The organism is Halomonas sp. ML-15 (assembly GCF_014779595.1).
Taxonomy (GTDB): Bacteria; Pseudomonadota; Gammaproteobacteria; order Pseudomonadales; family Halomonadaceae; genus Franzmannia.
In genome coordinates, this window is the sequence record NZ_JACXZT010000019.1 from 1,804,919 (window position 1) to 1,816,700 (window position 11,782).

Consider the following 11,782-nt stretch of genomic DNA (forward strand, 5'->3'; position numbering starts at 1 on the left):
ATCGCACCAGCCTCTCACTCGAAGATGGCATCCAGTGATAACCCCCGCTTCTCCAGCATGCGGCGCAGCTTCTTGAGCGCCTCGACCTGGATCTGGCGCACCCGCTCGCGGGTCAGGCCGATCTCTTCGCCGACCTCCTCTAGGGTTGCCGCTTCGTGACCGCGAAGGCCAAAGCGGCGCACTACCACCTCCATCTGCTTATCGGTGAGCTCGGCCAGCCACTCGTCGACGTGCTGCTTGACGTCACCGTCGACAAGCGATGACTCGGGACCCAGATCGTTATCATCGGTCAGCGTCTCGATCAGCGGCTTGTCGCTTTCACCGCCCATCGGGTAATCCACCGAGGAGACCCGTTCGTTGAGTCCCAGCATCTTCTTGACCGTGGCCACCGGCTTGTCGAGGAAGTCGGCGATCTCCTCGGCGGTAGCCTCATGATCGAGCTTCTGGGTCAGCTCGCGGGCGGCGCGCAGATAGATATTGAGTTCCTTGACCACGTGGATCGGCAGGCGGATGGTACGCGTCTGGTTCATCAGCGCCCGCTCGATGGTCTGGCGAATCCACCAGGTGGCGTAGGTCGAGAAGCGAAAACCGCGCTCGGGGTCAAACTTCTCTACCGCCCGAATCAAGCCGAGGTTGCCCTCTTCGATCAGGTCAAGCAGCGACAGGCCACGGTTGAGATAGCGGCGGGCTATCTTGACCACCAGCCGCAGGTTGGATTCGATCATTCGCGACCGGCCAGCAGGATCACCTGCCTGGGCAAGACGGCCGTAGTGAACTTCTTCTTCGGGGGTCAGCAGCGGCGAGAAGCCGATTTCATTGAGATAGATCTGCGTCGCGTCGAGGCTGTGGTGATAGGTATTCTCCTCCCGGTTGAGGGCCTTTTCGAACTCCTGCTCTTCCTTGGCACTGTTCTCTTCCTCGTCGCCAATCGCGTCATCGACGATCTCGATGTCGGCGTTGTCGACGTCCTGAAGCTCCTGTTCGATCATGCTCATATCACTACCCCGTTGTGCACTGCCCGATCATGCCGGCGACTCATCGGGCATCACGTACGTGAGCCGCCGCTGACTGTTGTTGTTGTACCACGGGCCATCGACATCAGCGCGATGGCAAATACTCCAGGGGGTCCTGAGGCTGGCCATTGCGGCGTACCTCGAAGTGCAGTTTAACGCTATCGGCATCGGTGTCGCCCATGGTGGCAATCACTTCACCGGCATCCACCACGTCATTTTCAGCCACGCTAAGGGTGTCGTTATGGGCATAGGCACTCAAATACTCATCGTTGTGCTTGAGGAGAATCAGGTTGCCATAGCCGCGCACGCCACTGCCTGCGTAAACCACGATGCCGGGACCTGCTGCCTTGACAGGTTGCCCCTTTTGTCCGCCGATATCAATGCCGGCGGTGATGCTCTCGCCCTCGCCGAAACGGCCGATCAACTCACCCTCCGCCGGCCACTGCCAGTCGACCTCGTCCACCGGCGTATAGCTGCGCTGACTGCGCTCGCTGGATGCGCTCTCGGCCTGGCCCGCCACGGCAGCGCCGGCATCGGCAGAGTCGCTGTCCTGAGTATCGCTGACCGTCGATGACGGCTGTGTGTCACTGACCCGCGGCGCCTCGTCGGGCTCGGGCTGAGCCTCTTCGCTGGCCGCCACGGCCACCTCGCTGGGCGCGGCATCGCGTTCGGCCTGCTCTCGCTCAGCCTGTTCTCGCGCCAGCGCCTCACGTTCGGCCTGATCGCGTTCGCTCAAGCTACCGTCGGCGCCGGGAGTCGAGTAATCGAACAGCGGTCCTGGCGCATCGCTGGGCGCCTCGTCGGCGCCTGCCAGGGCCGCACCTCCGAGGGCCTCGGCGCTGGTACCGGAATCCTCCAGCGGCTGCGCGGTGAGACGCCGGTTACGCTCGATGGTTTCCTCGTCCGGCGCCAGCCAGCTCAGATCGCCATCCTGTTGATCGACGTCGACGGCCCCTGTGACCTGGGCGCCCCGCTGACGTTCAGCGTCACTGCTGGAGGCCACTTGCGCGCCCTCTGCCAGCCGTAGCTCCTGGCCCGGCTGCAGCCGGTAGGGAGGGCCGATATCGTTGAGCTGGGCCAGCTCGCGAAAGTCCATATCATGACGCCAGGCGATCCCGTAGAGGGTATCGCCGGCTTCAACGGTGTACTGACTGGCAGGCGACTGCTCGCGACTCATGGTCAGGTCGCGCACCTGCACACGCTGCGTGTCTCCCCCCTGCTGTGCCGCACAGCCGGTCATGGCCAGGGTCACGGCAGATACCAATAAAGCCTTACGCATCGGAACCTTCCTCCTCATGCCGGCGCGCCGGGGCCTGGTTCCCACGGCTGATCGCCAGCACCAATAACAACCCCGCCAGCATCAAGGCCAGCGCGGGGATCAATTGTGCCGAACCACCGGTGAGCACGGCATAGTCGCCGGGCAGCAGATAGCGGTAGTCCAGCGGAATCATCTGCTCGTCCGGCCCCAGCCGGTAGCTGACCAGCTCACGCCACGGCCACAGCAGCGGCAGTGAGCCGAGAATGAAACCGATCAGCAGCTGCAGCGTGGCAGTGTGATAGCCATGCAGCAGCCATGAAAGTAACCGTGAAAAGAAGAACAATCCCAGCGCACAGCCGGCGCCGAACTGCAGGATCAGGGTCAGATCGAACCCCCTGATGCCGGCCATCACCGGACCGTACAGGCCCATGGTCAGCAGCAGGAAGCTGCCCGACACGCCGGGCAGCAGCATGGCGCTGATGGCAATCGCCCCGCCGACCACCAGCATCAGGTAGTCGGCGCCGAGCAGATTGATCAGCGGCATCAGTGCCGGCAGCGCCTTGGCCAACAGTAGTCCCGCCACCAGCGGCAGAATATGCCACAGCCGCCAATCTGGCAGGCTGCGACTTACCACCCAGGCGGAAGCCGCCACCAGGCCGAAGAAGAAGGCATCGAGCAGCACCGGCTGCTCCTCCATCAACCACACCACCAGGTGTGCGATGCTGAACAGGCTCGCCGCGATGCCCAGTACCAATGGAATCACAAAGCTCAGGTTGAGGTGCGTCACGAGCATGCTCATGCCACCGCGTCGCCAGGCAACGAAGGCACTGGGGCCGAACTGCTTGATCGAGTGGATCAGCTCCTCGTAGATGCCGGTAACGAAGGCGATGGTGCCGCCGGACACGCCGGGAACCGCATCGGCCGCCCCCATGCCGGCGCCCTTGAGAAACACTGAGGTATAACGCTTCAACGAATAACTCCTTCTAGCAGCGGCACGAAACGTACCCCTTCGAGCCGCTGATAATCGAATCGTGCCCCGCGACGACGCACACGAGTCAGCCATTGGCGGCCGTCGGGCGCTTCGAGCGGAGCAATCAGGATGCCGCCATCGGCCAGTTGGGCCAGCAGCGCTTCGGGCAGTTCGCTGGCACAGGCGGTGAGCAGAATGGCATCATAGGGCGCCGCCTCGGGCCAGCCATGGCCGCCGTCAGCAAGGCGCAGACGAACGTTGTCGGCGTGCAGCCAGCGCAGCCGCTGGGCAGCGCGCTGATGCAGGGCGCGGATACGCTCCACCGACCACACCAGCGGTACCAGCCGCGACAGGATCAGTGTCTGATAGCCGGAGCCGGTGCCTATCTCCAGCACCCGCTGGGGCGCCTCGGCTACCATCAGCTCGGTCATCCGCGCCACCATCCACGGCTGCGACAGCGTCTGGGCATGGCCGATGGGCAGCGCGGTATCTTCATAGGCACGATGCGCCAGGGCCTCATCGAGAAACAGGTGGCGCGGCTCACGACCGATCACCTCGAGCACCTCGAGATCATCGATGCCGGCAGCCGCCAGTCGCGCTACCAGCCGGTCGCGGGTGCGCTGCGAGGTCATACCGACCCCGCGCAGTCTGTCTTGACTCAAATCAGGTGAGTGCATCCAACCAGCCTTGAACGTCTTCGCGTGCCGCGTGCCGAGTCAAATCCGTCTGCAGCGGCGTAATCGATACATAGCCTGCCTCGACGGCGGCAAAATCGGTATCCGGTCCATCATCGGCATTCTCGCCCGCTGCCGCAATCCAGTAGCGTTCACGACCACGCGGATCCTGAACCTTCATCGGCCGCGCAGCAGGGCCGCGAAAGCCCAGTCGAGTCACTTTGAAGCCGCGGATCTCGTCCCACGGCAAATCCGGTACATTGACGTTGAGCAGGCTGCGCGGCGGCAACGACAGCTGCTCCGCGCCGCCAATCAGGCTCGCGGCGACCCGCCCAGCGGTCTCGAAGTGGCGGGTGCCGACCAGCGACATGGCGATCGCCGTCATGCCCAGGTTGCGCCCCTCCATGGCCGCCGCCACGGTGCCCGAGTAAAGCACATCGTCGCCCAGGTTGCCGCCGTGGTTGATTCCCGAGATCACGAGATCCGGCTTGTCGTCCCACACGCCGTTGACGCCGAGATAGACGCAGTCGGCAGGCGTACCATCGACGCTGTAGAAGCCGTTCTCCATGGCGCTGAGTGCCAGCGGCCGAGTCAGGGTCAGCGAGTTGCTGGCCCCGCTCTTGTCGCGGTCAGGCGCCACTACGCGCAGCCGAGCGTGCGGGCTCAGCGACTCATAGAGGGCAAGCAGGCCCGGGGCGTGGACGCCGTCATCGTTGGACAGTAACAGTTTGCGCATTTCAGTCTCCCGCAGGCGATGGTCAAAGGGTCGGATGGCTAATCAGCTCACGCAGCACCGCCGTGGCAAAGGCGCCCCGCGGTAGCGAATATTTCAGCGTCAGCGCCCCGTCATCGTGTGACAGCCTGGGGTCTGCCAGCCTCACCCGCAGCGGGCGGCGCCCCATGCGCACTCCCGCGCGCACCAGCCCCTCGGCAAGCTCAGGCTCCGCCGCGATAATCGCCAGCTCATGGGCCAGCGCCGCAGCGCTGGTCGCCGCCTCACCGGTGCCCCATAGCGCCCCGCTGGGGTGCACGTCGAGCTGTCGCGCACGCTCGAGCAGCTCGGCATCGACGACTTTGCTGGCAAATTGGCTGGCGGTCCCATCGAGTACCAGCAGTTCGCCGTCCACCGGCGTAGCCCAATCCCCGGCCGCCATGCGCCGCGCCAGCAGTTGGTTGAACAGGTAGCTGCGCGCGGTGGAGAGCAGCATGCCCTCACGGTCGTCGCGTTTGCGCCACCCCTTGGCGAGAATCGCCCGCGCCTTGGAGAGGTTGCGCCCCTCATGCCCGAAGCGCTGGGGACCGAAGTAGTTAGGCACACCGCCTTCGACTAGCCGCTGCCAGCGCGCCTCGAGCTGTGGGTCGTCCACCACGGCACCGCTCAGGCGCAGCGTAAAGCGGTTGGCTCGGTGTACCCCGCGCTTGAGCTTGCGCGGGTGACGCTGCTGGTCGAGCAGCGTCACCGGGGTATCGGCCAGCCGCTCGGCGAGGTCATCGGGCGCCTGGCGCCCGGGCAGGTGCACAGAGAGCCACTGCCGGGTCACCGCCAGGCGATCCTTCATGCCGGCGTAACCGATATCACGCGGTGTAACCTCACAGGCTCGCGCCAGGCGCCGCACCAGCTCCAAGGTACTGAGATCGCGCTTTTCGACCCACAGCCAGAGGTGTTCACCCTCGCCTTCAGGCGTGAAGTCGAGGCACTCCTCGACGCGGAAGTCCTCGGCGGTGGCACGGTACTCGCCCTGTGGCGGGGGGCCGAACTCAGCCTCGAGCATCCGCGGCCAGGCCGGTGGCCAGGGTTCACTCATGGTCAGCGCCAGCCATCAGCAGTACCACCGCCTCGGCGGCGATCCCCTCGCCGCGGCCGGTGAAGCCGAGCCGCTCGGTGGTGGTGGCCTTGACGTTGACCGCTCCAGGCTCGACCCCGAGATCCTCGGCGATATTAGCGGCCATGTCCGCGACATGCGGTGCCATCTTCGGCGCCTGGGCCATCAGCGTGGCATCTAGATTTCCGACCCGATAGCCGGCCTCGCGCACCTGGCCCACGACCTGGCGCAGCAGGTCGCGGCTGTCGGCGCCGGCGAAGGCTGGATCGGTGTCGGGAAAGTGGCGACCGATGTCGCCCAAGGCGCAGGCACCGAGCAGCGCGTCACTGATCGCATGCAGCAATACGTCGCCGTCGGAGTGGGCAACGAAGCCGTGCTCGAAGGGCAGACGCACCCCACCGATGGTCAGATGATCGCCGTCGCCGAAGCGATGGACATCGAAGCCGTGGCCGATACGCAGGGTCATGTCAGCGCCTTGTGTTGCGCCGCCGTGGGCGGACTGTCCGAGGACCCGGCCTGGGCGGCGAGGATCAGCTCGGCTAGCGCCAGGTCGTCGGGATGAGTGATCTTGAGATTGTCGCGGCGCCCCGCCACCAGCTGCGGCGCGTGCCCCATCGCTTCTAGCGCCGAGGCCTCGTCGGTAAGGGCCAGGCCCCGAGCGCTGGCCGCACGATAGGCGTCGTACAGCAGAGCGAACCTTGCGCCCTGGGGCGTCAGCGCATGCCACAGCCCGTCACGGAGTTCTGTGCCCGCGACCCGGCCATCGGCCGCGGCGCGCTTCATGGTGTCGGCTACCGGTACCGCCAGCAGCGCGCCGTCGGGCTCTGCGCTCACCGCTGCCAGAAGCCGGGCGAGATCGTCCGGCGCCACACAGGGGCGGGCGGCATCATGCACCAGCACCAGGTCGTCATCCGCCGCCTCGGCGGCAATCGCCGCAAGCGCCGCGGCCACCGAGTCGGCACGTTCTGCGCCGCCATCGATGCGCCGCCAGTCGTCGAAGGGTACCGCGTCAGCGTCGAACTCAGTGTCATCCTGGGCCAAGCATAAACACAGCGTGGCGGCAGGAAACGCCGTGTGTAGTCGTACCAGGGACTGGGCCAATACGGTACGACCCGCCAGCGGCAGGTACTGTTTGGGGCACTCCGCTTGCATGCGCCGCCCCACGCCGGCGGCCGGCACGATCAGCCATAGTCGGCTCATGGCGCAGGCTCCTCGCCGGCCTGGGTGGCCGACTGCAGGGCGCGCTGCTCGACGATGGCGCTCTCCGCCACCACCCCCGGCACCCAGAAGAACTGTTCGTCGGCGCGCACCATGCCGATATCGCTGCGGCCGCGCTCCTCGATGGCGTCGAGGCCGGTCTGCAGGTCGATGACCTCGGCGGCGAGCCGCGCATTGCGCGCCCGCAGTGGCACGTTCTGCTCCTCCAGCGCATCGGCGCGGGCGCGAATATCGGCCAGCTCAGCCACGCCGCCATCGCCGAACCACAGCTGGTACTGCAGCAGCGCAATCAGGCCAATCAGCACGATGGCGAGCCACTTGAGCATGGGGACTTCCTGTCGCATAAATGATGGCCGGCATTATGCCACCAACGCCGCTACCATCGCGACCCGCAAGCGCTGCTCAGGACAACACCTTGAATGGCAGCGACTCGGCGGCATGTTGACGGTAGGCCTCGACGTGGCGGCGCTCGTCGTCGCAGAAGCGCGCCACGGCCTGGCGCAGCTGCGGGTCGGCGATATGGTGCAGCGAGCGCAGCGCCACCGGCGCAAAGCCGCGGCTCAGCTTGTGCTCGCCCTGGGTGCCGGGATCGAAGCGCGTCAGGCCGTGGGCCAGGCAGTGCTCGATGCCCTGGTAGTAGCAGGCCTCGAAGTGCAGGCAGTCGGCGACGACCTCGCTGCCCCAATAGCGGCCATACAGGGTGCGCGCACCCTGCAGACAGAACGCCGCCGCCACCGGCTTGTCCTCGATCCTGGCCTGAATCAGCACCAGCGCCTCGGGCATCGTCTCCCTCAGGCGCCGAAAGAAGTCGTGGGAAAGATAGGGCTGCTGGCCGCGCTCGAGGTAGGTGATGCAGTAGCAGCGATAGAAGTGGTCCAGCGCCTCAGCGTCGATCTGTGTCCCCACCAGGCGCTGCAGAGTGAGGCCCTGCTCGGCGACCAGCCGCCGTTCGCGGCGAATCGCCTTGCGCCGCTTGGTTGTCATGGCGGCCAGGAAACCGTCGAAATCACCGAAGCCGCAATCCTGCCACTGAAACTGCACGCCGTGGCGCGTCAGCAGGGTCGGCCAGGCGGCCTGCCAGGCGTCTACCTGGTCGGGCTCGGCGAACAGCAGGTGCCAGCTGGAGCGCGCCTGGGGCTTGAGGGCCGCGGCAAAGGCGCTCGCCGCAGATGACGGATCGACGTGATCGGCCAGCGCCATGCGTGGCCCCGGCGCCGGCGTAAAGGGGATCGCCGACAGGCCCTTGGGGTAGTAGGCGCCACCGGCCCGCTCCCAGGCATCCGCCCAGGCCCAGTCGAACACATACTCACCGCGGGAGTGATACTTGTCATAGTGTGGCAGCATGCCCACCAGCCGCGCGCCCTGCCATAGCGTCAGATGGCGCGGCACCCAGCCGCTCGATGCTTCCACCGCGCCGCTGGATTCCAGAGCATCGAGAAACTCATGACGCAGAAAGGGGTGGTCATCGCCGACCAGGGCGTTCCAATCCTCCTGCGGCACATCAGCTGTCGAGCTTACCTCGCGCACCTGTAGCGTCGATGCGATGGGGGGAGGTTCGAGATGGGTCATGCGCGTCTCGCAGTGATGGCGTTCTCACCCAGCATACCCCGCCACAGCACAAACGCCACAGGGGCGCCTGATGGCGCCCCTGTGGCGAGCAGAAGTAGGACATCATGCCGGCGTAACCGCGCGAGCGGAGCCGTGAGTGCGCGATGCGGCCGCGCCGGCATGATATCGCTACGCGGGGCGGATCAGCGCGCCGCGGCCATGGCCAGCGCGGTATCCAGCATACGGTTGGAGAAGCCCCACTCGTTGTCGTACCAGGCCATCACCTTGACCAGCCGACCATTGACGCGGGTATGGTTGGCGTCGAAGGTCGAAGAGTTGGGGTCGTGGTTGAAGTCGATGGAGACCAGCGGCTCGGCATTGACCGCCAGCACCTTGGAGTCTTCCGCCGCCTTGGCGACGATCTGGTTGATCTCCTCCTTGCTTGTGTCGCGCCCGGCGGTGAACACCAGGTCGACCAGCGACACGTTGATCAGCGGCACACGAACGGCCAGGCCGTCAAACTTGCCCGCCAGCTCCGGCAACACCAGGCCCACTGCCGCGGCGGCACCGGTCTTGGTGGGAATCATCGAATGGGTCGCACTGCGCGCCCGATAGGGGTCGCTGTGGTAAACATCTGACAGATTCTGATCGTTGGTATAGGCGTGCACCGTGGTCATCAGGCCGTTTTCGATGCCCACCGCATCGTTGAGCGCCTTGGCCACCGGCGCCAGGCAGTTGGTGGTGCAGGAGGCGTTGGAGACTACCTTATGGTCGGCGGTCAGGACGTCGTGGTTGACGCCATACACCACCGTGGCATCGGCGTCGGGGCTGGGCGCCGAGATCAACACCTGACCAGCACCGGCAGCAAGGTGCTTGGCGGCGTCATCGCGCTTGGTGAACAGCCCCGTACATTCCATTACCAGATCAACCTGGAGACGCTGCCACGGCAGCTGCGCCGGATCCCGCTCGGAGAGGATATGAATGCGATCGCCGTCGATACTCAGGCTCTCTTCGTCATGGTCGACGGCGAAAGGAAAATGACCATGAACGGTGTCATGCTTGAGCAAGTGAGCGTTGAGCGACGGCGCGCCCAGATCGTTGATGGCAACCACCTGAACCTGCTGGCGAAAGCCGTTTTCGTATAGCGCGCGGACCACGTTGCGGCCAATGCGGCCGAACCCGTTGATGGCAATACGTAACGTCATGGCGGCATCCTCGTGCGTCTGATCGGTAGCAGCTGTTATCCGCTGTCTGTTTGAGTGTAGAAAAGATCCAACTTGGAACTATATTACGTCTGAAAGCTAATTTGGCCCAAAGGATGACGACATTCAAGGCCTTTTTTTGCTAAATTTACCAACATTGCACCATTCACCGTACTAGCGAGGTTGCTCATGGCCCCTTCAGCGCCGTCTCTCAATGCCACGGTCAGCCGTGTCACCGCCCGTATTCGCGAGCGCTCGGCCGAGCGCCGGGCGCTCTACGAACAGCGCATGGCCGACCAGCACCGCCGCGGCGTGCATCGCGGCGAACTCTCCTGCGGCAACCTGGCCCACGGCTTTGCCGCCTGCGGCGCCCAGGACAAGGACCAGCTCAAGCTGATGAACAGCGCCAACCTGGGGATTATTTCGTCTTATAACGACATGCTCTCGGCGCACCAGCCGCTCGAGACTTTCCCCGAAACCATCAAGGCAGCCGCTCGTGCCATGGGCTCCACCGCCCAGTTTGCCGGTGGCGTACCGGCGATGTGCGACGGTGTGACCCAGGGCCAGCCGGGCATGGAGCTGTCGCTGTTCTCCCGCGACGTGATCGCCATGGCCACCGCCGTGGGGTTGTCCCACAACATGTTCGATGCGGCGCTCTACCTCGGCGTATGTGACAAGATCGTGCCGGGACTGTTCATCGGCGCGGCGCGCTTCGGCCATCTGCCGGCGATGTTCGTGCCTGCAGGCCCAATGCCCAGCGGCCTGCCCAACAAGGAGAAGGCGCGGGTACGCCAGCTGTTCGCCGAAGGCAAGGTCGGCCGCGATGCGCTGCTCGAGGCGGAGTCAGAGTCCTACCACAGTCCCGGCACCTGCACCTTCTACGGCACTGCCAACTCCAATCAGCTGATGATGGAGATGATGGGGCTGCACCTGCCCGGCACCTCCTTCGTCAACCCCGGCACCGAGATGCGCGAAGCGCTGACCCGCTTCGCCACCGAGCAGGCGATCCGCAACAGCGAGCCAGGCGGCGAGTATCGGCCGTTCTACAAGCAGATCGACGAGCGCGCCATCGTCAACGCCATCGTCGGCCTGCTGGCCTCCGGCGGCTCCACCAACCACACCCTGCATCTGGTGGCGATGGCCGCCGCCGCGGGTATCACCATCGATTGGAACGACTTCACCGAACTCTCGGCGGTAACCCCGAGCCTGATGCAGGTCTATCCCAACGGTCAGGCCGATATCAATCACTTCCAGGCCGCCGGCGGCATGAGCCTGCTGTTCCGTGAGCTGATCGGTGCCGGGCTGATTCATACCGACATCCCCAGCGTGTTCGGTACCGACATGACCGCCTACACCCAGGAGCCGTTCCTCGAGGATGGCAAGCTGGTGTGGCGCGAAGGACCCGAGCAGAGTCTCGACAGCGAGGTGCTGGCCTCGGTGGCCAAGCCGTTCGCCGCCACCGGCGGCCTCACCGTGCTAGAGGGCAATCTGGGCCGTGGCGTGATCAAGATCTCCGCGGTCAAGCCGGAGCACCGCGTGGTCGAAGCGCCGATCAAGATCTTCGAGGACCAGAATGACCTCAAGGGTGCCTTCGAGGCGGGGGAGCTCGACCGCGACGTGATCGCCGTGGTGCGTTTCCAGGGCCCAAAGGCCAACGGCATGCCCGAGCTGCACAAGCTGACACCCTACCTGGGCGTGCTGCAGGACCGCGGCTATCAGGTGGCACTGGTCACCGACGGCCGGATGTCCGGCGCCTCGGGCAAGGTCCCGGCGGCCATTCATATCAGCCCCGAGGCGCTCGACGGCGGCCCCCTGGCCAAGTTGCGCGACGGCGATATCGTGCGCCTCGATGCCGACGCCGGCACCCTCGAGGTCAAGCTCGCCGCTGGCGAGTGGGCCAACCGTGAACGGCGCATCGGCGATCTCGATCACTACCACGTGGGCCTCGGCCGTGAGCTGTTCGGCGGCTTCCGTCACCTGGCGATGCGCGCCGAGGAGGGCGCCGGCGTGTTCGGCGGCTTCGAGGCCGACGACCTGGCACGCCAGATCGAACAGATCCACGAAGAGGATGCCTGA

At 65.4% G+C, this 11,782-nt stretch carries 12 protein-coding genes; 1 reads left to right on the forward strand and 11 read right to left on the reverse strand.

Translation table 11 applies throughout. From position 1 onward, the window contains the following. Positions 1-14 precede the first annotated feature (14 nt). The 11 genes from rpoS to gap form a co-directional block, all read right to left on the reverse strand. A complete protein-coding gene (gene rpoS / locus IEI94_RS20140) occupies positions 15-995 on the reverse strand; it encodes an RNA polymerase sigma factor RpoS (RefSeq protein ID WP_191168995.1) in 981 nt (326 codons plus the stop codon). A 103-nt stretch (positions 996-1,098) separates the two neighbouring features. Then, the gene (locus IEI94_RS20145; protein WP_191168996.1) at positions 1,099-2,292 is read right to left on the reverse strand and encodes a peptidoglycan DD-metalloendopeptidase family protein; all 1,194 of its coding nucleotides are present in this window, start codon (positions 2,290-2,292) and stop codon (positions 1,099-1,101) included. Then, entirely contained in the window at positions 2,285-3,241 is a 957-nt protein-coding gene (locus IEI94_RS20150) for a DUF368 domain-containing protein (RefSeq protein WP_412030917.1), read from the reverse strand. The genes IEI94_RS20145 and IEI94_RS20150 overlap by 8 nt, the downstream gene beginning before the upstream one ends. After that, complete coding sequence (locus IEI94_RS20155) at positions 3,238-3,918, reverse strand: protein-L-isoaspartate(D-aspartate) O-methyltransferase (protein WP_191168997.1); 681 nt, start codon at positions 3,916-3,918, stop codon at positions 3,238-3,240. Before IEI94_RS20155 ends, IEI94_RS20150 begins: the two co-directional genes overlap by 4 nt. Continuing rightward, entirely contained in the window at positions 3,905-4,651 is a 747-nt protein-coding gene (surE, locus tag IEI94_RS20160) for a 5'/3'-nucleotidase SurE (protein WP_191168998.1), read from the reverse strand. Before surE ends, IEI94_RS20155 begins: the two co-directional genes overlap by 14 nt. A gap of 22 nt (positions 4,652-4,673) precedes the next feature. Continuing rightward, on the reverse strand, positions 4,674-5,720 hold the full coding sequence (gene truD / locus IEI94_RS20165; RefSeq protein WP_191168999.1) for a tRNA pseudouridine(13) synthase TruD: 1,047 nt from the start codon (positions 5,718-5,720) through the stop codon (positions 4,674-4,676). Beyond that, positions 5,713-6,198: a 2-C-methyl-D-erythritol 2,4-cyclodiphosphate synthase gene (ispF, locus tag IEI94_RS20170; RefSeq protein WP_318153442.1), complete on the reverse strand. Its 486-nt coding sequence runs from the start codon at positions 6,196-6,198 to the stop codon at positions 5,713-5,715. Before ispF ends, truD begins: the two co-directional genes overlap by 8 nt. A gap of 2 nt (positions 6,199-6,200) precedes the next feature. Continuing rightward, positions 6,201-6,938, reverse strand: a complete 738-nt coding sequence (ispD, locus tag IEI94_RS20175) for a 2-C-methyl-D-erythritol 4-phosphate cytidylyltransferase (RefSeq protein WP_191169001.1) — start codon at positions 6,936-6,938, stop codon at positions 6,201-6,203. After that, a complete protein-coding gene (locus IEI94_RS20180) occupies positions 6,935-7,282 on the reverse strand; it encodes a septum formation initiator family protein (RefSeq protein ID WP_191169002.1) in 348 nt (115 codons plus the stop codon). The genes ispD and IEI94_RS20180 overlap by 4 nt, the downstream gene beginning before the upstream one ends. A 76-nt stretch (positions 7,283-7,358) precedes the next feature. Next, positions 7,359-8,525: a GNAT family N-acetyltransferase gene (locus tag IEI94_RS20185; RefSeq protein WP_191169003.1), complete on the reverse strand. Its 1,167-nt coding sequence runs from the start codon at positions 8,523-8,525 to the stop codon at positions 7,359-7,361. A gap of 182 nt (positions 8,526-8,707) precedes the next feature. Next, positions 8,708-9,709 (reverse strand): type I glyceraldehyde-3-phosphate dehydrogenase, encoded by a 1,002-nt coding sequence (gap, locus tag IEI94_RS20190; protein ID WP_191169004.1) that lies wholly within the window; start codon positions 9,707-9,709, stop codon positions 8,708-8,710. Between the two features lie 186 nt (positions 9,710-9,895). Here gap and edd point away from each other — a divergent pair, with 186 nt between their 5' ends. Continuing rightward, positions 9,896-11,782, forward strand: a complete 1,887-nt coding sequence (edd, locus tag IEI94_RS20195; RefSeq protein WP_191169005.1) for a phosphogluconate dehydratase — start codon at positions 9,896-9,898, stop codon at positions 11,780-11,782.